The organism is Deltaproteobacteria bacterium (assembly GCA_016933965.1).
Classification (GTDB): domain Bacteria; phylum Desulfobacterota; class Syntrophia; order Syntrophales; family UBA2210; genus JAFGTS01.
The window spans coordinates 43,535-68,239 of record JAFGTS010000053.1 but is presented as its reverse complement, the minus strand read 5'-3'; the positions used below and the strand labels follow the sequence as shown (position 1 = coordinate 68,239).

General features: G+C 54.6%; 25 protein-coding genes. 10 read left to right on the top strand and 15 right to left on the bottom strand.

Annotation, left to right across the window (positions count from 1 at the left end; all coding sequences use genetic code 11):
* Positions 1 to 52: 52 nt before the first annotated feature.
* The 3 genes from tatB to JXO48_12510 all read left to right on the top strand — a co-directional run bounded on the left by tatB (position 53) and on the right by JXO48_12510 (position 3,618).
* Positions 53 to 304: a twin-arginine translocase subunit TatB gene (tatB, locus tag JXO48_12520; GenBank protein MBN2284703.1), complete on the top strand. Its 252-nt coding sequence runs from the start codon at positions 53 to 55 to the stop codon at positions 302 to 304.
* Positions 305 to 376: 72 nt separating this feature from the next.
* Positions 377 to 1,129 (top strand): twin-arginine translocase subunit TatC, encoded by a 753-nt coding sequence (gene tatC / locus JXO48_12515; protein MBN2284702.1) that lies wholly within the window; start codon positions 377 to 379, stop codon positions 1,127 to 1,129.
* Positions 1,126 to 3,618, top strand: coding sequence for a PBP1A family penicillin-binding protein (locus JXO48_12510; GenBank protein MBN2284701.1), 2,493 nt, complete (start codon positions 1,126 to 1,128; stop codon positions 3,616 to 3,618). Before tatC ends, JXO48_12510 begins: the two co-directional genes overlap by 4 nt.
* A gap of 6 nt (positions 3,619 to 3,624) precedes the next feature.
* On the opposite strand, the gene JXO48_12505 is transcribed toward JXO48_12510, so the two are convergent.
* The 7 genes from JXO48_12505 to JXO48_12475 all read right to left on the bottom strand — a co-directional run bounded on the left by JXO48_12505 (position 3,625) and on the right by JXO48_12475 (position 8,779).
* Positions 3,625 to 3,987: an MmcQ/YjbR family DNA-binding protein gene (locus tag JXO48_12505; protein MBN2284700.1), complete on the bottom strand. Its 363-nt coding sequence runs from the start codon at positions 3,985 to 3,987 to the stop codon at positions 3,625 to 3,627.
* A 27-nt stretch (positions 3,988 to 4,014) separates the two neighbouring features.
* Positions 4,015 to 4,218 carry a hypothetical protein gene (locus JXO48_12500; protein ID MBN2284699.1) on the bottom strand — a complete coding sequence of 68 codons (204 nt, stop codon included), beginning with the start codon at positions 4,216 to 4,218 and terminating at the stop codon, positions 4,015 to 4,017.
* Positions 4,219 to 4,332: 114 nt separating this feature from the next.
* Positions 4,333 to 5,070 (bottom strand): class I SAM-dependent methyltransferase, encoded by a 738-nt coding sequence (locus tag JXO48_12495; GenBank protein MBN2284698.1) that lies wholly within the window; start codon positions 5,068 to 5,070, stop codon positions 4,333 to 4,335.
* 400 nt (positions 5,071 to 5,470) lie between these two features.
* A complete protein-coding gene (locus JXO48_12490) occupies positions 5,471 to 5,674 on the bottom strand; it encodes a prepilin-type N-terminal cleavage/methylation domain-containing protein (protein ID MBN2284697.1) in 204 nt (67 codons plus the stop codon).
* A 347-nt stretch (positions 5,675 to 6,021) separates the two neighbouring features.
* Complete coding sequence (locus JXO48_12485; protein MBN2284696.1) at positions 6,022 to 6,453, bottom strand: PAS domain-containing protein; 432 nt, start codon at positions 6,451 to 6,453, stop codon at positions 6,022 to 6,024.
* A 128-nt stretch (positions 6,454 to 6,581) separates the two neighbouring features.
* Positions 6,582 to 7,805 (bottom strand): radical SAM protein, encoded by a 1,224-nt coding sequence (locus JXO48_12480; protein ID MBN2284695.1) that lies wholly within the window; start codon positions 7,803 to 7,805, stop codon positions 6,582 to 6,584.
* A gap of 50 nt (positions 7,806 to 7,855) precedes the next feature.
* Positions 7,856 to 8,779, bottom strand: coding sequence for a prenyltransferase (locus JXO48_12475; protein MBN2284694.1), 924 nt, complete (start codon positions 8,777 to 8,779; stop codon positions 7,856 to 7,858).
* A 213-nt stretch (positions 8,780 to 8,992) separates the two neighbouring features.
* Here JXO48_12475 and JXO48_12470 point away from each other — a divergent pair, with 213 nt between their 5' ends.
* Positions 8,993 to 10,969 carry a cation:proton antiporter gene (locus JXO48_12470; protein ID MBN2284693.1) on the top strand — a complete coding sequence of 659 codons (1,977 nt, stop codon included), beginning with the start codon at positions 8,993 to 8,995 and terminating at the stop codon, positions 10,967 to 10,969.
* 42 nt (positions 10,970 to 11,011) lie between these two features.
* Here JXO48_12470 and JXO48_12465 read toward each other — a convergent pair whose 3' ends face one another.
* Positions 11,012 to 12,235, bottom strand: coding sequence for an anion transporter (locus tag JXO48_12465; protein ID MBN2284692.1), 1,224 nt, complete (start codon positions 12,233 to 12,235; stop codon positions 11,012 to 11,014).
* Positions 12,236 to 12,420: 185 nt separating this feature from the next.
* On the bottom strand, positions 12,421 to 12,621 hold the full coding sequence (locus JXO48_12460) for a cold-shock protein (protein MBN2284691.1): 201 nt from the start codon (positions 12,619 to 12,621) through the stop codon (positions 12,421 to 12,423).
* 289 nt (positions 12,622 to 12,910) lie between these two features.
* On the opposite strand from JXO48_12460, the gene JXO48_12455 reads away from it, so the two are divergent.
* Genes JXO48_12455 through JXO48_12440 form a run of 4 tightly spaced genes read left to right on the top strand, consistent with a single transcriptional unit; the run spans position 12,911 to position 17,303 of the window.
* A complete protein-coding gene (locus tag JXO48_12455; GenBank protein MBN2284690.1) occupies positions 12,911 to 14,005 on the top strand; it encodes an HlyD family secretion protein in 1,095 nt (364 codons plus the stop codon).
* A 15-nt stretch (positions 14,006 to 14,020) separates the two neighbouring features.
* On the top strand, positions 14,021 to 15,556 hold the full coding sequence (locus JXO48_12450) for a DHA2 family efflux MFS transporter permease subunit (GenBank protein MBN2284689.1): 1,536 nt from the start codon (positions 14,021 to 14,023) through the stop codon (positions 15,554 to 15,556).
* A 25-nt stretch (positions 15,557 to 15,581) separates the two neighbouring features.
* Positions 15,582 to 16,154 carry a M48 family metallopeptidase gene (locus JXO48_12445; GenBank protein MBN2284688.1) on the top strand — a complete coding sequence of 191 codons (573 nt, stop codon included), beginning with the start codon at positions 15,582 to 15,584 and terminating at the stop codon, positions 16,152 to 16,154.
* 9 nt (positions 16,155 to 16,163) lie between these two features.
* On the top strand, positions 16,164 to 17,303 hold the full coding sequence (locus JXO48_12440; protein MBN2284687.1) for a metallophosphoesterase: 1,140 nt from the start codon (positions 16,164 to 16,166) through the stop codon (positions 17,301 to 17,303).
* An 85-nt stretch (positions 17,304 to 17,388) separates the two neighbouring features.
* Here the strand turns inward: JXO48_12440 and JXO48_12435 are convergent, their stop codons facing one another.
* The 6 genes from JXO48_12435 to JXO48_12410 form a co-directional block, all read right to left on the bottom strand.
* Positions 17,389 to 18,225, bottom strand: a complete 837-nt coding sequence (locus JXO48_12435) for a DUF169 domain-containing protein (GenBank protein ID MBN2284686.1) — start codon at positions 18,223 to 18,225, stop codon at positions 17,389 to 17,391.
* 149 nt (positions 18,226 to 18,374) lie between these two features.
* Positions 18,375 to 19,328: an AEC family transporter gene (locus JXO48_12430; protein MBN2284685.1), complete on the bottom strand. Its 954-nt coding sequence runs from the start codon at positions 19,326 to 19,328 to the stop codon at positions 18,375 to 18,377.
* 113 nt (positions 19,329 to 19,441) lie between these two features.
* Entirely contained in the window at positions 19,442 to 19,942 is a 501-nt protein-coding gene (locus tag JXO48_12425; protein MBN2284684.1) for a hypothetical protein, read from the bottom strand.
* Between the two features lie 114 nt (positions 19,943 to 20,056).
* Positions 20,057 to 20,722 (bottom strand): cysteine hydrolase, encoded by a 666-nt coding sequence (locus JXO48_12420; protein MBN2284683.1) that lies wholly within the window; start codon positions 20,720 to 20,722, stop codon positions 20,057 to 20,059.
* A 77-nt stretch (positions 20,723 to 20,799) separates the two neighbouring features.
* Positions 20,800 to 21,168 (bottom strand): hypothetical protein, encoded by a 369-nt coding sequence (locus JXO48_12415; protein ID MBN2284682.1) that lies wholly within the window; start codon positions 21,166 to 21,168, stop codon positions 20,800 to 20,802.
* A 48-nt stretch (positions 21,169 to 21,216) separates the two neighbouring features.
* On the bottom strand, positions 21,217 to 21,777 hold the full coding sequence (locus JXO48_12410) for a flavodoxin family protein (GenBank protein MBN2284681.1): 561 nt from the start codon (positions 21,775 to 21,777) through the stop codon (positions 21,217 to 21,219).
* A gap of 477 nt (positions 21,778 to 22,254) precedes the next feature.
* Here JXO48_12410 and ilvB point away from each other — a divergent pair, with 477 nt between their 5' ends.
* Both ilvB and ilvN read left to right on the top strand, forming a co-directional pair.
* Positions 22,255 to 23,937 carry a biosynthetic-type acetolactate synthase large subunit gene (gene ilvB, locus JXO48_12405; GenBank protein ID MBN2284680.1) on the top strand — a complete coding sequence of 561 codons (1,683 nt, stop codon included), beginning with the start codon at positions 22,255 to 22,257 and terminating at the stop codon, positions 23,935 to 23,937.
* Between the two features lie 108 nt (positions 23,938 to 24,045).
* Positions 24,046 to 24,546 (top strand): acetolactate synthase small subunit, encoded by a 501-nt coding sequence (gene ilvN, locus JXO48_12400; protein ID MBN2284679.1) that lies wholly within the window; start codon positions 24,046 to 24,048, stop codon positions 24,544 to 24,546.
* The last annotated feature ends 159 nt before the right edge of the window (positions 24,547 to 24,705 follow it).

Here is a 24,705-nt window from a genome sequence, read left to right as displayed (position 1 = left end):
AGATTCAAAAGAATATATAGTCTGCTGTTATTCTTTATGAAGGGAGCACCAAATGTTTGGCATCGGTATGCCGGAACTGATCGTGATTCTGGTAATCGCACTCATCATCATCGGTCCCAAGCGTCTCCCCGACCTCGCGAAGTCTCTCGGAAAGGGATTTGCCGAATTCAGAAAAGCCACAGAGGATGTCAAGGAATCCCTTCACGTCGATGAGATAAAGAATGATGTCAGGGATATCAAGGATTCTGTTACGCTGGAAACGTTGAAGGATACGAAAGCCGAAGAAGAAAAAAAAGAGAGCTGAGCGTCCCGATCCCCCGATGCCTTCCATGATGCATAGCCCATTTCTGTTATGACGGAACATGTCAACGAAAAAATGCCCGTGACGACACACCTGGAGGAGCTGAGAACCAGGCTTCTTCATATCATCATTGCCGTCGGCATCGGATTTGTGGCCTGTTACTTTTTCAAGGAAAAGCTTTTTGAGATCCTGGCCCGTCCCCTGGTAACGCAACTCCCCGACCAAAGCGTTCTCATATTCACGAGCCTCCCCGAGGCCTTTTTCACCTATCTCAAGGTCTCGCTCCTCGGTTCCCTGTTTCTGACCAGTCCCTATACCCTGTTTCAGATATGGAAATTCATATCGCCGGGGCTCTATTCATCGGAAAAGCGGTATGTCGTCCCTTTTGTCATGTTTTCGACCATCTTTTTCCTGAGCGGAGCGCTGTTCGCCTATTTTCTGGTTTTTCCTCTGGGATTCAAGTTCTTTGTGGGATTCACCACGGACTTCATCAAACCCATGTTCTCCATCCGGGAATACCTGTCATTTTCCATGAAGCTCCTCATAGCCTTCGGCGTCATTTTTGAACTTCCCATATTCATGTACTTTCTTGCCAGGATCGGCATGGTCTCCTCAAAAACCCTCACAACGCAGAGGAAATACGCGATCCTTCTCATATTTATCATCGCCGCGCTTCTGACGCCTCCCGACGTCGTCACCCAGTGCCTGATGGCGGTTCCTCTCATGATCCTTTATGAGATCAGTGTCTGGATCGTCAGACTGGGCGAGAGAAAGCGTGCACGGAACGCGGAAGAACCGGACAAAGGGGACGTTACTGAAAAGGCATGAAAGCAGAAACCCGCTCGATCAGGAAAAAAGGCGATACCGGGAAAAAAGGAAGGGGCCCGGGAAAAAAGATCCTCATGGCCATTGTGCTTCTTTTTATCCTCGGCGCCGGAGGAATCTCTTTATTTCTCTATACTATCGTCAATGAATTACCGAGCATCGCCTCGCTGAAGGATTACCGGCCGAGCATCATCACTCGCGTATACGCAAGCAAGGGGGAACTGATCGACGAATTTTATCTGGAAGATCGAAAGGTCGTCCGTGTTGGAGAACTGCCGAAGTTCGTCATCATGGCCTTCGTGGCCGCAGAGGACGCCCGCTTCTTCGAGCACCGGGGGGTCGACACCAAGAGTATCGCCCGTGCATTCATAAAGAACCTTCGGGCCGGAAGGATCGTCCAGGGCGGGAGCACCATAACGCAACAGGTTGCCAAATCCCTGTTTCTGACACCCGAAAAAAGCTACATCCGGAAACTCAAAGAGGCGATCCTGGCGTATCGCATCGACCGGTACCTGAAAAAATACGAGATCCTGAACCTCTATCTGAACCAGATATACCTGGGCCATGGCACATACGGAATTGAGGCGGCCGCCCAGCGGTACTTCGGAAAACAGGCCCGGGACCTGACCCTTGCACAGGCAGCCCTGCTGGCGGGACTCCCAAAGGCGCCGAGCCGGTATTCTCCCTATAATCACCCCGAGCGGGCCCGCAACCGGCAGATCTACGTTCTCAACCGGATGGCCGAGGACGGGCATATCACGGACAATGAAAAGGAACTCGCCCTCAACGCGCCGGTGAACCTGAAAGAAGCAAGGGAGCAGGAAAAAATAGCCCCCTATTTTACCGAAAACGTCCGCCGTTACATCCAGTCGAAATACAGCAGCGATGTCCTGTACCGGGAAGGCCTCGAAGTATACACCACATTGGACATCGAAGCGCAAAAGGCCGCCCGGAAGGCCGTCCTGGCGGGGCTCAGGGAACTGGACAAGCGGCAGGGGTACCGGGGAGCGCTCAAACACATACCGGCTGACAGAACAGCTTCATTTCTTGCAGAAATGGATGATGAACAGGGGGAGAGACCCCTGGAGAGTGAGGAAATCACCCAGGCGCTGGTGACCGGTGTCGACAGCGAGGCCGACGAAGTGTCGCTCGGGATCGGCAGATACAAAGGGACCATGAAGCTCGAAGACATGTCCTGGGCCCGGGAACCGGACCCGAAAGTCGCCTACAATACGGCAAAGGTCAAAGATCCCGCCGAAGTGCTCAAGGCCGGCGATGTCATCCTCGTCAGAATCATGGATCTCGTTGAAGAAAAGCCGGCGTCGGACGCACCGCCCGTCGAAGAACCCGCAGAGAAGATGCCGCTCATATCCTTCAGGGCCGCCCTGGAACAGGAACCGGAGGTACAGGGGGCACTTCTGAGCATGGAGGCGGAAACCGGAAAAATCAGGGCCATGGTCGGGGGCCGCAGTTACCGGAAGAGCGAATTCAACCGGGCGACCCAGGCGCACCGGCAGCCGGGTTCATCGTTCAAGCCTTTCATTTACACGGCGGCCTTCGACAGGGGGTTCACCCCTTCGACGATCATCATGGACACGCCCATTATATTCGAAGACACCCTGCGTGACAGCACCTGGAAACCGCAGAATTACGAAGAACGATTTTACGGACCCACGACACTGGCCACCGGTCTTGTTAAATCCCGGAACCTGGTGACGATAAAACTGCTCAAGGACATAGGGATCGATTACGCGGCCGATTACGCCTCCAATATGGGGATCGAATCGCCCCTGACCCGGGATCTTTCCATGGCCCTGGGAAGTTCAAGCCTGACCCTCCTTGAAATGGTCAGGGCTTACGGGGTCTTCGCCAACAGGGGGAAGCTGGTGCAACCCTATTATATTGAAAGGATCGTGGACCGTACCGGCCGAACCATAGAGGAACAGACACCGCGGACGGAACAGGTCGTGGACCCCCGTATTACCTACATGACATCTCATCTCCTTCAGGAAGTGGTTTCACGGGGTACCGGCTGGCGGATGCGGGCCCTCGGCCGGCCCACGGCAGGAAAGACAGGCACCACGAACGACCTGAAAGATGCCTGGTACATGGGGTTCACACCCTCCCTGGTCACGGGGGTCTGGGTCGGATATGACGACCTCCGGCAACTGGGAAAATTCGAAACGGGGTCCCGGGCCGCCAGCCCCATCACGCTCTATTACCTGCAGGATGTTCTCGCCGGTACGGCGGTCGAATATTTCACACCGCCCGAAGGACTCGAATTCGTGAAGATAGACCCCGAAACGGGGCTGCTGGCAAATCCGGACGACCGGAAATACGTGTACGGATGCTACCTGGAAGGAACGGCGCCGACCGAATACGTTTCAGAACAGAAACGAAAAGAACAGGACGAGTTCTTCAAGCTCGATCTCGACCGGTACCGGGAAAACGAAACCGGTGAGACCGGCGAGGGAGAGCTTCTGCCGCCGTAATATCGATCATTTCGAAGCCTGCCGGATCTGTTCCCGCACCGGACGGGGAAGTTTTTCAACGACCAGTTCATAGGAATCATCAATGAGAACGCGGACCAGCTCATCCGGAATGCTGCCGTCCAGGACCACCGTGTTCCAGTGGCGCTTGTTCATGTGATAGCCGGGCTTTACCGCCTCATAGATATCACGGAGAACGACGGCGTCTTCGGGACGGCACTTCAGGTTCATTCGAAGAGGGTCGATCGTTGCAGCCACCAGGGCGAACATCCTCCCTCCCACCTTGAAGACCATATATTCCGGTCCAAAGGGATAGTCCTCCACGGCATTTCTCTTGTTCTGAAGGTAGCTTCGCAGCGTTGCAAGGTCCATGAGCGGCAATGAACGGGATGACGGGCTCTAACGAAGTTGTGAAATCATCACTGAAAAGGCGACGGAGACCAATACCCAGAAAACCGTTTTCATAACCTGTTGATATCCTGGCAGATACACAAGAGCGGGGTCAGACCTGCCAAACACGGGATTAGGATACCGTTCCGTCGAATCTTCGGGGGTCACCAGGAATACCAGGAAATCAAGAAGGTTTAATTTCTTTTCCGCCATAACGCGTTCCTCCTTTCTTTCACTGCCGGTATTCGACGTTCATATTGTACCACCCTCCCCATGAAATGCCAGAAGATTTCTCCGGGGCATCTCGAAGATCGCCACGAGGGAGGGTCATTTCCTTCTGAAGACGAAGACATAATCCCCCACCCGCTCATGACCGTACACATCGACATCCGGCCACGTCTTGATCTCCTTCAGTTTTTCGAACCCGCTTCTTTCGAAGGTATCCACCGTCCGGCGGTAATCGATCTTAAATTCTTCGTGGACGGCTGAGGAAACACAAAACTTTTTGATTTCATTAATATATCTATCGGAAACGAGCCGATGCTCCCCCAGGTAGGACACGCGCCGCGCGTAAAAGTCAGTGGCGGCTTTCCCGAACTCGTCCTCGTTTTCATACGGGGGAATCACATAGTCGCCGACGATGAAGACACCCCTGTCCCTGAGAAGTCCGCGAACATGCTTCAGGAACCGTTCCTTTCGGGTATCCTCGATATGATGAAAACCGAAGGTCATCAGGGCCGCGTCAAAAGAAAGCTCGCTTCCGTATGTCATAACGTCTGCCCTCACAAAGGTGAAACCGGGCCGGTGGCGCACTCTGTGACGCGCCGCCGCGAGAAACCGCGCGTCCATGTCTACGCCCGTGTAGCTGATACCCGGCGTACCGCCAAGCATTCCGGCCAACAGTCCCGTACCGCAGCACAGGTCGACGACTTTGAGGGATCGGTTATTCCGAGACGCGATCAGTTCCTCGACCACAACGGAAAGCACCCTGAATTCAAGGGGTGACATCAGATCATCATATTTTTTCGCCCTGTCTTCTCTGTGAATATATTCCCGTTCCTTCACCGCGGTGTTTCTCCCTGTATATGCTCCATGCTGCCCCGGCGACGGCGAATTGTCAAGCGGCGGAAGACAGCTGATAGACCCCATCGCATTCAAAACACCGATGAAAGATGGGAAAACTCTGTAAAAAACTTGAAGGAAAGGCACACAAACCCTGATCCTACTGAGGAAGGTGCTTCGAAATGACGAAGGATAAAGCGTGGTCGCCGCATATGGATGTTTTACCGCATCATCAAGGACTCGTGACCGTTAAGGAACCGTCCACATGTACAACGACCACATGCCCACCAATATCATGAGTTGACGTTATTTCTAGATTTTTAATATCCTGATTGGTTATTTCAGTGGTTACATCTGGTGATGGTCTGAATCCGTAGGCTTCCAGCCCGGAGATGTCTGGCAGTCAAGCCACGCAGGTATTATCCACGAACCAGTTCATGATGGCATCGTAGGCGTTTTTTGCGTCCGATATGGTCGCCGCCCGGTAACTGTGCATCTGGTATGCTGTGACTTGCAGCATCGCGATCGATGCGAGGATTCCGATTATGGCAATGACAATCAGAAGCTCAATAAGCGTGAATCCCCGGTGATTCCATTTGCATCGCATAATATCCCACCAGTTTTTGATATATACCATAAAGATGGCTTATTACGTCGTAGCTGCTGATCAATTATGTCGCAATTACAATGCCAATCGATACTCACCATACGTAACATATTAACTTTTATGTGTTTATCAAGAACATTATGCCAATACGGTTGTTCTATTACTTTATCCTTATCGATGATTTTTACTGGTATTAAGGGATTTTTTTACGAGCGGAACTGTCGCCGGATACAGTTGCAGATGACTGGATTTGAACATATCAGCTCATCAGAAAAGTGATCCCGGCAACTACTTATTATATATCTACCCACGATTGCCTCGATGGATACAATGCTTCTCCTGCAGGTTTATCCCGTCGGTTCACCATCAGAGGGCTGCTTGGAATAATCCCGTACGTGGGCGTCTTTCTTTGCATCTGCCAGTTCTTCTACTGCCTTGAAATCAAAAAGGTATTCTATCATGCCCAGATATTTTCCACTCTTGTCCCTGACAGCTATGAAGCGGTTCAATATCTTTCGGTCGGGGAAAAGAAGCCAGAAATTTTCTTCATCTTTCACACCGCTCTTGAGATTAGAAACAAATTGTTCCATCAATGACAGACTCTGTGGTTGATGGCAACCGCGGATGTCTTTTCCCATCACGGCAGCTGAGGCAGGTGATGATCGTTTCTCCTCTTTATTGGCGTACACAAGCCGCTCCCGGTCATCGATAAAGATGAATTCTATAGGCAATGCGTCCAGGATCGCTTCCATTTGTTCAAGGCTCAAATTGTTGATCATGTTTTTCCTCCTTTTTCTATCTTGATATGCGATATATTCAAGAATGCGTATACGAAAACCAACGTAATGACCTTCATATAGCAGAAGTGTGCCATGAGGCACAATGAATGGGCAGATTTTTCCGGTCTTCAGCCTTTAATGAAACACCGGGGGTCTTCCCCCAGATAGTCCCCCGAATAGGCCCAGGCCCGACCCCGGCATCCCCCGCATATCGTTCTATACCGGCAGTTTCCGCAATCTCCCTTCAGGGTGTTCTCACGATTTCTCAGATTGATGAAGACCTCCGATTCCTCGTAAATCTCCTTGAACGTTTGCTTTTTGACGTTTCCGGCGGTAACTTCCACGAAGGGGCAGGGCCATACATCACCATTGGCCTTGATATAGACGAATCCCCGACCGGCGGCACATCCGTGAAAGACCTGTTCGGCGAACTTGAGCGCCAGAGCACCCCTCATCCCCCGTTTTTCAAGGAGGTACGGCCAGTACTGGGGGCCCGCCACGGGCTCCACGATAGTCTTGATATGTCTCTGCTTTGCGGAAATGAGGGTGCTGAGGTTCTGGTTCGTCGACTTTTTCAGCGTGATCTCCTTTATCTTTTCCCCCCTGCCCACGGCCACCAGCTGGTACATGAGCATGATCGCGGCGTCCTGTCCGTCAACAAAATCTATCAGCTCGGGCAGATAGGGCATGTTGATCTCCATGGCCGTCGTATTTATCTGCAGGAGGATGCCTGCTTTTCGCGTTGCCTCGATGCCCCGGAGAACGAGGTCGAAGGCCTCCGGATTGTTCCGGATATAATTATGCATGTCGGGGTCCGCCGCGTCGAGGCTGATGGCATTGCAGACGACACCATGCTCCTTGAGCCTGAAGGCAGTTTCCTCGTCGATGAGGGTCCCGTTCGTGGCGATAATGTTCGCGAATCCGGCATTTTTCGAATGTTTCAGAAGTTCGAATATGTCCGGCCTCACCAGAGGTTCCCCACCGGTATACACGAGGGTCCGGAATTCCGGCACCTCGGCAAGCTCATCAATGAAGCGTTTTGCCTCATCGGTGGTCAGATCATCAGGCGCGGGCTTTCCGCTGGACGCGTGGCAGTGGATACAGCGCAGGTTGCAGGCCGACGTGACCTCCCAGGCGGGATGGCCGGGATAGCCGATACATCCCATGCCCAACGCGCCGTTCGAAACAGGGATGGACTTCAGACTGTCATGAACCAGCCAGTGAGGAAATTTACGCCATCCGTTCAGGTATCCCATGAAGAGGGCACACCCCAGCTGCCTGAAAAGCAGCGTGGGCGGCCAGAAGACGGGTTTTACCCTTTTTCTTTTTCGTGAATTTACAGTCTGTTCCATTGGTGTAGTCATCTCATGGTGCATCCTGCTGTTCCCACCGGTATCCGGCGTTAGAGGAAGGCAAGTATATAGGCACCCGTTGTCCCTAGGTTAACCGCGATATTCAGACCGCAGAACAGCTCCAGTGATCGATAGTGTCTGTACCCGCCACGGATCAATGAAATGACGATATACAACGAAAGAATAACGACCGGCAGGTAGAGCCACAGGGCCCGCGGCGAAACACCCGCGGTTATCGTCGTGAACATGGCAAGCCAGGCAAGCACCGACGCGGCGCAGTACAAAAGAACACTTTTCCGGGTCCCCAGTCTGATAAGAAGATTCCTCTTGCCGGCCGCCCGGTCACCGGGAATATCAAAAAATTCGTTCAGAAAGATCACATTGAATATGGTGAGGGCTATGGGCAGGGAGATCAGATGAATGCTCTGATTCACATAACCCGCCTGGATATAGAAGGCAGCGGCCACCGGCAGCCAGCCGTAACAGAAACCGATCACCAGTTCCCCCACGCCGCGCTCCACGAGCCGCAGGGGTCTGGTGGAATAAAAAAACCCGCAGAAAAGCCCGACGGCACCGAGGAGAATGGTGTAAATCCCCGTGTCAAGAACGAACTGCAGGACGATACCGATCAGTGCCGCGACCACCATCGCTATGACACTCGTCCACAGGGGGACACGGCGGGGAAGTACCCCCTCCTGCATCACCCCCGACCCGCCGGCGAACCTGCTCGGGAAAATGCTTTTCGAAATGCTGTCTTCCTGGAAGTCAAAATACTCTCCCGCCTGGTAGGTGGAAAGCATCACGAGGATAACGGCGAGCGTCCCCAGGATAAAAACGGGCAGGTTGAAAACACTCTCGATCCTCCATGCCATGACCGTACCGAGGACAAAGGGAAGAACCCCGACGGAGTGAAATGCTGGACGGGACAACCTGATCCAGTTGGCCACGTTTCCCTTCAATCGAACGGCACTCATCACGCACCTTCCATGGTATAACGGCCCCGTGAATCCCGCGGACCGAACCGCTCCTAACACACCGGCGCTCACTTTGTCAATCCTTCGACAGCACCGTTCCCCTATTCCCGGATATTCATCGATATATCTTTACTTTACCTTTGCCATTCCGTATGGTGTATGGCAAACGTACGAAATGAAAACGCGCAACGAGTAATCGGAAGTAAACACTCCATGGAAATACCTCTCCTGCAGGACATCATCATTATTTTCATCCTGTCGATCGCGGTCATTCTCGTCTGCCTTCGCCTCAGGATCCCATCGATCGTTGGATTTCTCATAACCGGGATCCTGGCAGGCCCGCACGGATTCGGGCTTGTGGGAGCAGTGCATGAGGTCAAGCTTCTTGCCGAAATCGGAATCGTCATCCTGCTCTTTACCATCGGCATGGAATTTTCACTGAAGCGGCTTCTCTCAATGGAAAAGCTCGTTCTTGCGGGGGGATCGCTCCAGGTCGTCCTGACAATAATCGCCGTTTTCCTTCTTGCCGGCATGGTCGGGCGCCCGCTCAATGAAGCGCTTTTCATGGGATTTCTCATATCACTCAGCAGCACCGCCATCGTGCTGAAACTCCTGCAGGAGAAAGCTGAGGTGGAAAGCCCCCGTGGAAGAACATCGCTGGGAATCCTGATCTTTCAGGATATCGCCGTTGTTCCCATGATGCTCATGACACCCTTCCTGACCGGGGCCGGATCATTTACCGTCCAACCGCTCATACTGCTGGCCCTGAAGATCACGGGGATTGTCTTCCTTGTCCTGGCCGGCGCCCGGTGGATCGTTCCGAACATCCTGTATCATGTCGCCCGCACCCGGAACCGTGAGATATTTCTTCTGACCATTATAGCCGTCTGTCTCGGTGTCGCCTGGCTCACGTCAGGCGCCGGTCTTTCCCTTGCGCTGGGCGCGTTCCTCGCCGGTCTGATCATTTCCGAGTCCGAATACAGCCATCAAGCAGTGGGAAACATTATACCCTTCCGCGATGTCTTCACGAGCTTTTTCTTCGTTTCCATCGGAATGCTCCTGGATGTCGGTTTTTTCCTGAATCAGCCGGGACTGATCGTTCTCGTAACACTGGGGTTGCTGCTATTGAAAACGGCAACGGGCACGCTGGCTTCGATCATTCTCGGCGTCCCCTTCAGGATCGCCCTGCTGACGGGATTTACGCTCTGCCAGATCGGTGAATTCTCCTTTATCCTATCAGAAGCCGGTCTCAAGACGGGCCTGATACCCGAACAGATATACCAGCTCTTCCTGGCATGCACCATTATCAGCATGGCGGCAACACCGTTTATTCTGGCATCCGCACCCCGCATGACGGAAAGGATCCTCCGGGTGCCCTTCCCCGCGCGACTTGTTGCCGGGTTCCACCCTCTTCCGGAACCGGAAGAGCCGGTCACAAAGGGACATCTTGTCATCATCGGGTTCGGCGTAAACGGCAGAAACGTGGCAAAGGCGGCTGAAATGGCAGGCATACCCTATGCTGTCATCGAAATGAACCCGGAAACCGTGCGCCGGGAGCAGGAACGGGGCTTACCCATTTATTACGGCGATGCCACGCAGGAAGAAGTGGTCCGGATGGTAAACGTCAGGGAGGCGAGAATTGCCGTTATCGCCATCAATGACCCGGCGGCTACAAGGAGAATCACGGAAGTCGTCAGGCGGCAGGGGCCGGCGGTTCATCTGATCGTCCGCACCCGTTTCGTGAACGAGATGAAACCCCTCATCGACCTCGGTGCCGACGACGTCATACCTGAAGAATTCGAGACCTCGGTAGAAATTTTTTCCCGCGTACTTGCTCACTACCTCATAGCAAGAGATGACATCGAACGCTTCGTTTCCGATATTCGTTCAGAAGGTTACGAAATGTTCCGGGGACTTTCGAGAGACTCTACATCCCTCTCACCCCTGAAACTGAACCTTTCCGAAGTGGAAATAAGCACTGTGCGGGTAACAGGAGAGTCACTCCTGGCAGGAGAAACGCTGGGCCGTGTCCAGATGCGTAAGAAATACGGCATATCGGTGCTCGCCATCCGCCGCGGCGCTGAAATTATCTACAATCCGTCTGCCGATGATCGGATCGAATCCGGTGATATCCTTTTTGTCCTGGGAACACCGAAGGCAATCTCGGAGGGGACCGCCGAACTTCTGTAAGCGGCAGCTCTACAGTGGGTATTCCCGCGCACCTGTCGGATACTACCAATAAATCCAGAGAATAAGCAGGCAGAGAGAAAAGAGGGTAACCGGGATCCCGACCCGTGCATGATCCGCGAAAGAAATCCGCACACCATGACGCGCTGCCTGTTCGATGACGATGAGGTTTGCAATGCTGCCGATGACGATCAGGTTCCCGGCAAAGGTGCTGGAAAGGGCCAGTGTATACCATTCCAGTGGATTTGATGGGTCGAGGAAACGCGTCAGAAGCATTGTCGCCGGCACATTGCTGAAAAGATTGCTCATGACCGCTGAAACACCCGTCAGGAAGGACAGATTTCCCATATCCAATCCCTGTGTGCCGAGAAAGGCAAATATCCTTTCCAGTACATGTACCGACTCAATGCCTTGTATAACCACGAAAAGAGCGCAGAAAAGCGTTATGAGATGCCAGTCCACAAGCTCCAGAATATGGCGGGTTTTCATTTTTCTGCTGCAGAGAAGGAATCCTGCAACCGCCAGTGCCGACAGCTCCCGTGGCAAAGGCGAAAAAAAGAGCACCACCATAAAAGTCACGGCGATAAGGCCTTTCACGCTCTGCCATCTGTTGAAGTCCGGCCAGTGTCCTCCCCATTCCACGCCCGGGTCCGCCCCTTCGACTTTATGGAAATCACCACGGCATATCAGGCAGATAAGCCCGTAACTTCCAGCTAAAGCGAGGATGGAAGGCGGGGCACACCAGAAAAGGAACTGGGCGAAATCAAGTTGTCCGATCTGTCCGATGAGCATGTTTTGAGGGTTCCCGATGACCGTTGCCGCCGAGCCTATGTTGGTCGATACGGCAAGACCGATGAGAAAGGGAAGCGGGTGAAGGTGGGCCCGCAGGAGCGACCATGTGAGAACGGGCGTAAAGGCAAGACAGACGATATCGTTGGCAAGAATGGCAGAAAAGACGGCACTCACCACCATCAAGACAAGGAGAAACAGTCGGGGATTTTCAAGCAGAACGGTAATCCGGAGTGCCGACCAGGTATAGAATCCTCCCAGACGCAGCTGGGCCGATACCACCATCAACGCGTAGAGGAGTATTATAGTCGGAAAATCAATCGATCGAACCGCTTCATCAATAGACACGATACCGGCAACCACCATGGCGATCGCCCCGAGCAGAGCAATCCCTGTCCTGTCAAGGGTCAGTCCCGGCACTCTTCCAAGGGCCACCCCCGCATAGGTAAACAGGAAAATGACGATCGCACTGATGATCATACAGGTCCGAGCCTGATCTATTTATCCACGAAAATTACCGTATTCCCGGCAATATCGCCATACTATCCTTTGGTCGGGGGATTCTGGGGAAGGAGTGATGAGAACATGTTCCGCTGTCGCGTTCCCGTCGATGAAAAAGGCGCCCCATAGGGAGCATTCCCACAGGAGCGCCTTTCTGTTTACGTTTACAGGGGCTTTACGTTACTTGCGGCGGGGCCCTTCTGACCCTGCTGGATATCGAAACTGACCCGCTGGCCCTCTTGTAAGGTCCTGAAGCCGTCGACCTGAATGGCGCTGTGATGGACAAAGATGTCTTTACCATCTTCCATCTCGATGAATCCGAAGCCCTTCCGGTCGCTGAACCACTTAACCGTACCTTCTGACATACCTGGCATCCTCCTTTCCTGGATATTTCAAAGTCGGATTGCCATTATGACAGAATAAAACGGCCACCGGGAGTCTAACAACATGGCAGCCATCTATTGCACTTCAAAATGTCTTCATCCCACTTTCGGGGGTGGAATTTACCTCAGGGGAAAAGAAAAGTCAAGATATATTCGACGGATTGTTCGACGGATTCGAAAAAAGTCCCTGTGCAGCAATTCATATTGAATCATTTTCCCGAACAGGCTATGGTGCGGTGAAATTTTTTTAGTCAAAAAGGGATGGGAACCCATGTCGTCCAATCAGAACAACACGAACAATCAACGGAAGAAATTCGCCTTTCTTCTCCTGGGTGGTATCGCTCTGATCGGCATAATGACGGTTTTTCTCTACCGCCATTACCAGGAAACACATATCAGCACCGACGACGCCTATGTGACCGGCAGGCTGCACGTCATCGCGGCGAAAGTACCCGGCACCGTCAGTTCGGTGGCAGTTGACGATAACCGGTTCGTTGAAAAAGGGGACCTCCTGCTGACCATCGACGAGAGTGACTACGAGCTCAGCGTTCGCCGGGCGGAAGCAAACCTTCGGGCGGAACAATCGAAGATGGACGAGTTGTCCTCCCGCATCGATGTGGCCCGGAAGCAGCTTGCCGAAGTATCATCCCGGATTTCCTCGGCCCAGTCGGTCCTTCGACTCCAGGAAGTGACCCTTGAACAGGCGGGATCGGACCTGAAGCGCGCCCGGATCCTTTATGAGAACAAGACTATCCCCGAGGAACAACTGGAAAAGACCCGGACCGCTCATGCCGTGGCCGAGGCGCAGGTCGCCGTGGCCCGGGAACAAATGAAGCAGGCGCGGGCGTCATGGGAAACACAGCAATCGGCGGTGACGGAGGCCGAAGCGGCCCTTCGCTCCCAGGAGGCACTGATCACCGACAAGAAAGCATTCCTCGAACAGGAACAGCTGCGCCTGGATTATACGCACGTCCTTGCCCCCGTTTCCGGGTACATCACCCGGCGCTCCGTGGAACGGGGAAATCAGATACAGGCGGGGCAACCCCTGATGTCCGTGGTGCCCCTTGATGACGTCTGGATCGAGGCCAATTACAAGGAAACACAAATCAGGAACATACAGCCCGGGCAGAAGGTGAAGATCCGGGTGGATGCCTTTCCCGGCAGGACCTTCGAGGGAATCGTGGACAGCGTCATGGCCGGAACGGGCTCGGTCTTCTCTCTTTTTCCGCCGGAAAACGCCACGGGAAGCTATGTCAAAGTCGTTCAGAGAATTCCCGTGAAGATTAACCTCAAGGAAGGAACCGACAAGAACCATGTCCTCAGGGTCGGCATGTCGGTCATCCCTACCATCCTCGCCGCACAATAATCAGGGGAGCCGTTCATGGCCGGACCGGCGAACAAATGGATCATCGCAGCAACGGTGATGATCCCGACCCTGATGGTGATCGTCGATACCTCCGTCGTCAATGTATCCCTCGATCACATCCGGGGAAGCCTCTCCGCCGGCATCGAGGAAACCACCTGGTCCATCACGTCCTATCTTGCGGCCAACGCCGTCATCATCCCAATGACGGGGTGGATGAGCCGTCTGTTCGGCCGGAAACGGTATCTTCTCTTTTCGATCCTCCTTTTTACACTCAGTTCACTTCTCTGCGGCCTGGCCTGGAACATCGAAAGCCTCATCTTTTTCCGGGTACTGCAAGGTATCGGCGGCGGTTCCATGCAGCCCATCTCACAATCCATTCTGCTGGAAACGTTTCCACCCGAAGAACACGGCATGGCGAATGCTGTTTTCGGCGTCGGCATCATGTTCGGACCGATCATCGGTCCCCTGCTGGGAGGATGGATCACGGACAACTGGTCCTGGCACTGGATCTTTTTCGTCAACATCCCCATCGGCATCATTTCGTTCCTTGCCTGCCTGATAACGGTCACGGACCCCCCCTATCTCAGGAAAACGGGTATCCGGATCGACTGGTGGGGATTGTTGCTGCTCGCCGTGGGTGTGGGGTGCCTCCAGATGGTCCTCGACCAGGGGCAGGGTAAGGACTGGTTCGGTTCCGCCCTGATCACCTGGCTCGCCGTCACGGCGGCGATAGCCCTGGTGTTCTTCATCGCCCGGGAACTGTTCTCGGAACAACCTATCGTCAACCTGCGGGTCTTCAGGAACTACTCGTTCACCCTGGGCACCGTGGTGCTTTTCTTCGTTCTTATCAATCTTTTCGGCAATATCATTCTCCCGCCAATCTATGTGCAGACGCTCATGGGATACACGGCCACCCTTGCCGGCCTGGTCATCATGCCGGGGGGGATTGCGAGCCTCCTTTTCATGCCCATCGCTGGAAAACTGATCGGCAAGACGAATCCGAAATTCCTGATCATCTTCGGCCTCCTGATGACGGCCCTGGCAGCCTTTATCACGTCACAGTTTAGCCTCATGGTAGACTTCTGGACCATTGTCGAGCCCAGAATAGTGTTCGGTATCGGTATGGCCTTCATTTTCATTCCTCTGATGACGCTCAGCCTGTCAGGGATTCCGAAGGAAGAAATGGGGAATGCCACATCCATCTTTAATCTGGTACGGAACCTCGGGAGCAGTTTCGGCATCGCCTTCGTAACGACCCTGCTGTCCCGAAGGTCGCAGTTCCACCACTTCCGCCTGACGGACCACATGACCGTTTTCGACCTGCCCTATTCCTGGACCACTCACCAGGCAACCCAGGGATTGCTGTATCGGGGATTCCATGAAAGCATCGCCGACCGGGGGGTGGCGGGATTGATATACGAACAGCTGAACCGGCAGGCCGGCATGCTTGCCTTTAATGACGTGTACCGCGTTCTCGCCGTGCTTCTCGTCCTGATCATCATCCTGGTGATCTTCATGCGTCTGCCCGACCATCTCAACAACAGGACCTGATGGAATGAGAAGTCAAAAGGACAACATGAAATCATCTCTTATCATCGAAATGCCGGGTATCGGCCCGGTGCTTTTTGAGCACAGTCAAAGGGCGCGCCGCCTCAACATCACCGTGAGACCTGTGAAAGGCGTCCGGGTTGCCGTTCCTCGGGGTGTTTCATTCACGGAGGCACGGCTGTTCGTTTCATCCAAAGGTACGTGGATAGAAAAACACCTGGCTGACATACGGGCCATGAAGGAACAGGTCGAGCCAGTCGCGGATCTCGGTCCCGGCATCGGCAGGAACGGGGCCCGGAAGCTGCTCCTGGACCGGCTTGCGGTCCTGGCCAAAACCCATGGTTTCATATATAACAAGGTAACCCTGCGGAATCAGAGAACGCGATGGGGAAGCTGCTCGGCCCGGAACACGATCAGTCTCAACATGAAACTTGTCCGGCTACCTGAAGACCTGATCGATTACGTCATTCTCCACGAGCTTGCCCATACGCGGGTCAAGAATCACGGTCCCGATTTCTGGTCACTCCTGGATTCGCTGGTCGGAGATGCGAAGGACCTGCAGGCACGGCTGAGGAATTACAGTGCGCTGCTGCCGGCATAGGACACGACGATGATCATTTTCCTGCTCACCATAGTAAGTATATACGGCGCCGTTCATGTCTACGCCTTCCTCAAGGTGCGGGCCGCCTTTCACCTTGAACCCGCGGCGGCGGCCGCTCTGGCACTTTTCATGGCATTCATGACCTTCGCTCCCCTGCTGGTACGCGTTCTGGAGCGCCATGAGTTCGAGCTTCCGGCCCGCCTGGCCGCATGCATCGGATATACCTGGATGGGAACCATCTTTCTCTTCTTTTCTCTCTCCCTGACCGTTGATCTGTACCGATTGTTCATAGACCTCGCCGGGCACATCCTCGGCAGGGACCTGTCAGCCTTTGCCCCCGCGGCGCGGTTCGCGTTCCTGGTCCCCCTCTGTCTCGCCCTTGTCCTCTCGATCTATGGGTACCGGGAAGCCATCCATATCAGAACGGAGCACATCACCGTCGAAACGGACAAGCTTCCCGAAGGAACGCCACGGATCCGGGTCGTACAGCTTTCCGACGTTCATCTCGGCATCATCGTCCGTGAAAAACGGTTGAAATGCATCCTTGAAGCAGTCAAGAAAGCGGATCCAGACATCATCGTATCCACAGGTGATCTCGTTGACGGGCAGATCGACAATCTCGCGGGACCGGCACGGATGTTCGAGCAGGTGCGTCCCCGCTACGGAAAGTACTCCGTCACAGGAAACCACGAATTTTACGCGGGACTTAACAACTCCCTGGAATTCATGACCAGGGCGGGATTTACCGTTCTCCGGGCGGAGGCGGTGACCATTGACGGACTGGTCACCATCGCGGGGGTCGACGACCCCACGGGAAAACAGATGGGCCTTCACAAGACAGTACCGGAACGGGAAATGCTCTCGAAACTGCCGCAGCAGCAGTTCACCATCCTTCTGAAACACCCTCCCACCATCGCCGAAGGCTCCGAAGGTCTTTTCGATCTCCAGCTTTCGGGACATACCCACCGCGGACAGATATTCCCCTTCGGGCTGCTCGTGAAATGCTTTTTCCCCCGCATCTCGGGATGGTATGAACTTCCGGCGGGAGGGCACCTCTACGTCAGCCGGGGAACCGGCACCTGGGGCCCGCCGATGCGCCTCCTCTCGCCGCCGGAGATCACCGTTATCGACCTCACGGCCTCATCGTAACAGGGCTGAAAAGCTACGCTTCTTAATCCGGGAATCGGGAACACCTGAAATCGTAAGAGGTGATTTTCGCTTCACGCTTACCGTCTCACGCTTCACGCTTGCTGAGCCCCCGGCCCGTCTTTTTATCGATTTTCTCGCGCATGAACTGAAATCCCGGCGTCAGATGTTCGCTCAGGTCCGTCGGCAGAATCTGCCTCAGGGGATAGCCGATATTCATCATGCCGCCTGTCTTAAAAAGGTTACCCAGCACATAGGCAAGCAGCGACGCGGGTACCCCGATGCCCAGTTCATGCTCGGTTATGCCGGCAAAGGAACGGTCACCGGCACCGGGAATAACGATATGCGGCCGGCCGGTCACAAAGGGCAGCAGACCGCCCTTCACACAGGATTCGGCAAAGCCCTCAAAAAAGGACAGGGGCACATACTTGTATTCATAACTCAGCGCATGAATGATATGGGTCAGTTGAACACCATCCCCATACACCAGCACCACGTCAGGAACGACCATCGTATCGGGCAGCGGTGAGCAGATAAGACCATGGTACCGCTCCAGTTTCTCAAGTCCCTTCCGGCCCAGAAACTCAAAAAAAGACAAGATCCGCATCTTTTCCGCGGCAGCATTTTTGTGCCAGCCCTGGATCACCTGGCTTTTGATGAGATCCTCTTTTGATATGTCAACCCACCGGTGCATCGCCGTCGCCGGCGTGCAGAAATTATCGTCTGACGTCATCGCCACCGTCGTTCCCCAGCGACGGGACTGCGTAAACGCCTGGCATAATGCCATTTTCTTCCCGAACGACGATGGCCTCAGAACCCCTTGCGGAATCTCACGTTCACGCTTGATATATCTGATGGCCACCGGGAAGGTCGACAGATGCAATGCATCATACAACTCCCGACCGGCCTTCCGATATTCCTCGATCTTTTTCACAGCCGTCCCTCCTCTCACATCACCTTTAAAAAAAGCGGGGGGTACATATCACCCCTGCTCTTTCCAATGCCCTAAATTTTCTCCTTCTGACTTTATGCTGCAATTTCAATATGTTAAAAAATACTTATGCCTCCTTGCCGCTATCCAACGAACCGGAACACGCCCAGAAGTGTCACGCAGCTCACCAGGCTTGCAGCCAGCAGCAACGCGGACGCCAATGAAGCATCGCCGCCATACCGCCTGATAAAGACAACCCCGAGGACGGCTGGCGGCATTGCCGCCAAAAGCACCAGGATCTCTTTCCAGAGTTCGGGAACCCCGAACCAGGTTGCAAGAAAACCGGCACACAGTGGTTTCACCATTAACTTGATGCAGATCACGATCGCCAGCGACACCAGTATCTTGCGAATGTGAGGCAGTTTGAACATGAGGCCGACCGATAATATGGCAAGCGGCGTCAATGCCGAGGCCAATGCTTCGCCCAGTTGGAAGACCGGAGCCAGAAAGATGTTCTCCTTACCGGGAAGTCGAAAGCCCCCCCAGAGAAAACCGATGAGCAACGCAAAAAATACGGGGGATCTGAAAAAATCCAGCGAGTCCTTCAACTGTGTCCTTACATCGGTTTTTTCCGAACCGAAATAAGCGGCAAGGAGGGGACCCAGAATGAAGATCGGGTATCCGACGCCGATCTCTGAAATAAGAACCGCTTCACCGAGAGCCTCCGGGCGGTGCGGAAACATCTGCATTATGATCGAATATCCCAGGAACGTCGATGAGCCGAAGGCCGAGCAGAAAATGATCGCTCCCTGCTGTGCCCTGTTGAACTTGAGCAGGGAGCTGATGACCCAGGCAAGGGCGATACAGGAAAGCTCCAGCCCCAGCATGATCAGGGGCGGAACGACCTGGTCCGCATGGATCGGTTTCCCCGCGAGGCTGACAAAGATCATGGCCGGCAGACACAGGTCCGTTACAATGCGGGCAAGGACCAGTGAATGGTCTTCCGTGAGCGTCCCTCTCCGCCGCAGTAGCAGGGCCAGTGCGTAGATCAATACAATGACGAGGATGGCATTTACCAGACTGCTGAATGCATGCATGAATACACCGGATTCCCGTGATACTGTCTTTGCACGAATGGTGTCCCCGGAATCGACCCACTTGGAAAATCATGGTCTGGAATTGTAACACTCTTGTTTCAGGGTGTCTTTCATTATTTCTTTGACCGCCATGGTTTGAAGATTGAAATGAACACGGTTGCCATCAGCACGAGGATTTGAAGGGTGCCGAAGATCAGGTTCATTTTTTCACTGTACCGGTACGACGGATCGCTCAGGGATGACATCCCGAGCTTTCCGGAGATTTCCATCATGGCCGTCTCCCAGGGACCGAGAAAAAATGTTCCGAACAGGATGGCTGCCCCGGTGACGGCCCATTTGAATATCATCCACTTGTACCTGAAGAATCCCCACTTACTGAAGCATGAGTATATGAAACCGGTGACCAGGCAGCCGAAGGCACCGGGGACAACCACAACCGCCATGTCAACATGATGTATGCTTTTATTAATTCCATAGAGAACACCGCCATCGGAGACACCGCCTTTCAGGAAATAAAGCAGTATCAGGGCAACGCCGCCCCCGATCCAGCAGGAAACCGCGATCAAGTGGAACCCCTTGAGCCATTTCAATCCTCTCGCCGTCAATGTTGGCATGACATCCCCTGTTTAATAAGTATGGCTGACCGTACCGAAACCTCTCCCGCACGTCAAACGGAAACTTGTCTCTCCGGGTCACAGAAACATGAGAAGATCGAGGTTCCCGTCGGTTCAGAACTCTATCATGCCGAAGCGGGTGAGGATCGTCCGCTGCCGTGTGCCCGGCGCGTTGAGCATATGCCAGGCCGTGTACTGCTCCGCGTAGAGGTCGGCGGCCGACATGCCGTCCACGGGAATGACAACCTGGAACCCCCGCATGGCGGCGCCCGTCGCGGTATGCAGGACGGCACCCTCCGCCGTTGTTCCGGCGATGACGACAGTGGTAATGCCGCGCTCGCGCAGGATGTTTTCCAGGTCCGTACCATAGAATTTATCGACGCTGGACTTGACGATGGGCTCGTCACACGTGGGCCGCACCTCGGGAAGGATCGTCTCTCTCGTCCCCCTTCTGGTCAGGCTGTAGACAATGGCGACGTTGCTGCTCTTCGCCCGGTCGAGAAACCGCTTGATCGCGGGAACGGAAGCGATACACCGCGGGCGGCGGTCGAGATCACAGGTCAACTCCTCGATGTCCAGGATCAGGAAGGCCGTTGTCGCCGGGTCGAGCTTCACCGGTTGCAGTGCCACCGGGGCGGGCGCCGTGACCGTGTCCCACAGTTCAATGATCGTCTCCCCGCCGGCGGCGTGAAGGGGCTGAACGCCCAGTGAAATGACGGTTGTTGCGACAAGCATGAGGAGAACGCAGAGGATGCTTTTATGAGCACGTCGTGATATCATGGTTTCCTCCTTATTTTATGATGCTTGAAATTTTTTTCCACACCCCGTCACAAAGGGCTGCAAGGGACATCTCTTTTTCAGATCCCGCACCACACTATCAGTGCCCCGAAGACCGCGGCCGCGACGGCCCAGGCCCGCAGGAAGCCGTCGGGCCGGGCCAGCCACCAGTTGACCAGTTTTCCGAGGCGCGCCGCTCCCATGAAGGGAATGACGATCCCGCTCAGGACGAAGAGGACGCCGATGACCTGCACGACCACCGGCGCGCGGGTTCCGGGGGCTGCCAGCAGGAGCAGGACCCCTATGACCACGCGCAGCATCATGGCAATATTCCACCAGTTGTTTCTGATAAACGTTCCCAGAAGCATTCTCAGAAGCGCCGGAGAAAGCAGCAGCGCCAGCGCCATTCCGAGGATGATAAGCCCGATGACCAATACGATGACCGACATCTGCTCACCTCACTGTCTTTGGATAAAGGCCCACGCCGTCCGTGTGCCTCAGGCCAGTTTTCGGCCCAGTTCAAAGGCCCTGTTCATCAGCGCCGTGTTCGACCGGATCTCACCGGCTGCCATGGCGCTTCCGTACACCATACCCACGATCCTGGACCTTGCGAACCTGTATGTATCCTGGAACGCCCGGAGCGCGTTGATGCAACCTGAATCAAAGGGATCATCGCCGCCGTAGGTCATGGCAATGGCGATCCGTTTCCCCGTAAAGGGTTGATCCGGATGAGCAAGCAGGGCAAAGCACCGGTCCATGAAGATCTTCGTCTGGGCCGACATGGTGAACCAGAAAACGGGACTGGCGATGACCCAGGCATCGGCCGCGATAAGTTTTTCATAGATCTCCTGCATATCGTCATTGATGGAACAGCCTTTGCTGTTCTTTCCCTGGCAGGCATAACAGGACCTGCAGGGCGCGATGTTTTTCCCGTGCAGGTAAACGGTTTCCACTGTCGCTTTCGCAGACCGCGCTCCCCGCGCTATTTCCCGGGCCAGGATAGTGCTGTTCCCCTTTTTACGTGGACTTCCCAACAGTATCAGGACCTTTGACGGCATGTTACCCCCCCTTAATATTTTTGAATGTGTTGAAAACAATACTCTTTTCCTTTGATTTGTCAAGCCGGACGGTTTTTCTGGTTCTTGCCCCCGCGCGATGGTACCAGGCAGTTTCACGATTGATGGCAAAGCCCGCGACACGGCCATTTTATTTCCCGCACCGAGAGGATCACGTATTTTTTTGGACCGCCAAAATTCGTGCTTGACAAACGGTCCGTTTTTCATTAGCTTCGTCTGAACTTTATTAAAGGAGCAGTATCAGTGTTTCATCATCTTACGGTCGTAGCAGTCCTTTTCGTTGCTGTACTCGTCGTAGTACTTACGGGGACCGCCGCTCGACCGTGCTGATGAACAGATAAAGCAGATTCGAGCCGCGGGCCCCGAAAACCCGCGGCTTTTTTGTTTCCACGGAAAGCCGCATCCATGACAGTGATTGCGGCTTTTTTTATTATCACAGAACGAAAGAGGATAGGAACAATGGAACACACCGGTGCTGACATTCTTTTGAAAACACTTGAAAATCATGGGGTGGAATGTATTTTCGGCTACCCCGGGGCAAACTCGCTGCCAATCCACGACAGCCTGATGAAAAGCCCCATACGTCATTACCTGATGCGTCACGAGCAGGCGGCGGCCCACGCCGCGGACGGCTATGCGCGGACCACGGGCAGGGTCGGCGTATGCATGGCCACGTCGGGCCCGGGGGCCACCAATCTGGTGACGGGGATCGCGACGGCCTTCATGGATTCGACGCCGCTCATCGCCCTGACGGGCCAGGTCACCTCGAACCTCCTGGGAAGCGACGCCTTTCAGGAAACGGACATCATCGGGATCACCATGCCCATCACAAAGCACAGTTTCCTGATCCATGATGTCAAGGACCTGGCGGCCACGGTGCAGGAGGCGTTGGAGATCGCCCAGAGCGGACGGCCCGGACCGGTCCTGATCGACCTGCCCCGGGATGTAGTGGCGGCCCGGTGCTCTTTCAACGGCAGCGAAGAGGCATCGGAAACGGTGTGGAAAAAGCAGGAACAAACGATGGACCGGGACGATCTGAAGCGGATCTCACAGATCTCCGATTCCCTGAACAAATCGGAACGCCCCGTCATCATTGTCGGCGGGGGCATCAAACTCGCCGGGGCCTGCCTGGAGTTGACGGCGCTGGTGGAAAAAGGTCACATTCCCTTCGTAACCACCATGATGGGGGTGGGCTCCGTCGCTTCGGGCAACGGGTATAATCTCGGATTTATCGGGACCCACGGCCGCGACCTTGCCAATCGGATCGTTCACCAGTCAGATTTCATCCTGGCTCTGGGGACCCGGTTCAGCGACCGCACCACCTCGAAAGTGGAAGAATTCGCCCCCCTCGCCTCCATCGCCCAGATAGATGTTGATGCCACATCCATCGGAAAGATCATCAAACCCGACATCTTTCTTATCAGCGACCTGCGGGAAGCACTGAACGCCCTGCTTCCCCTGGTGGAGGAAAAGAAGCGGGAGGAATGGCTCTGCAGGATCGATCGTGAACGGAACATCATACAGGACAAGGGCAACGGCGACGGCTGCGGCCCCGCCGGTGATCTCATAAAGGCGGTCCAGAACGCCATGCCCGAAAACACCATCGCCGTCACCGATGTGGGCCTCAATCAGATATGGACCGTTCGCTGCTGGCGGACACGGACACCGCGCGGCCTGATAACCAGCGGCGGCATGGGAACCATGGGTTTCAGCGTCCCGGCGGCCATCGGCGCGCAGATTGCGGCTCCCGACCAGCACGTGGTCGTCTTCTCCGGAGACGGCGGATTCTTCATGAACATGCAGGAGCTCGCGACCATCAGCACCTATAACATTCCCGTAAAGATCGTGGTCTTCAACAACGGCAACCTGGGAATGATCCGGCAGATACAGCACCTGTTCTACGATTCACGGTTCGCCGACAGCGAGCTGGGCAACCGGGTCAATATTCCCGCCGTGGCAAAGGGCTTCGGCATCGCCTCGGCACGTACCGACGCAGAGAACCCTGAAGAAGGCATCAGGGAGATGTGCGCGGCGCAGGGACCTTTTCTGCTCGAGGTCATGGTCGATCCCGATACCTATGTCTTTCCCATCATTCCTCCGGGCCGGTCGAACATGGAGATGATATACGGAAGATCGGATTGAGGAGAGGGGGGAAAGGATTACGGATTACGGATTACGGATTACGGATTACGGATTACGGGACCGGTGGGTAATGCGGGTCCACAGGAGTAACTGAAAGAGGTTGATATCATGGAAGTGAGAGAACATACGATTTCAATGCTGGTCAATAACAAGCCGGGCGTGCTCGCCCGGGTGTCCGGGGTCTTCGGCAGGCTTGGGTACAATATCGAGAGTCTCTGTGTCGCGGAGACGATCTCTCCGAAGGTCTCGCGGATCACCTCGGTAAGCAAGGCCGACTCCGCCTTTATCGAAAAAGTACGGAAACAGCTCGAACGCCTGGTTGATGTCATCGAGGTCCATGAACTGGAGCGGATCGACTCCGTTCAGCGTGAGATGATCCTGATCGGCATCACCATCAACAGTGACAACCGTACTGAGGTGCTCCAGGCCATCGGCGCTTTCGGATGCCGGATCATCTCCATGAAACAGGATTACTGCATTCTCCAGGTCGCGGGCAGCAAAGAGGAAGCGGAAACGACGCTGAACTTCTTCAAACCTCTGGGCATCACCCAGATCGCCCGGACGGGGGCCGTGGCCCTGCCGCGGGTCGAAAACACCTATTCCAACTGAGTAAGGACCGGAATACCGTCACGGCGGCGGCACACCGGCCTGTTTCTGACGCTCTTTTACATACTCCCGCGATCCGGGTAAATATTGCCTTGACAGTATGCACGATATCTGTTAGCCGTACCCTCCACACGAGGATGAATGATGAAACGCACTGACACA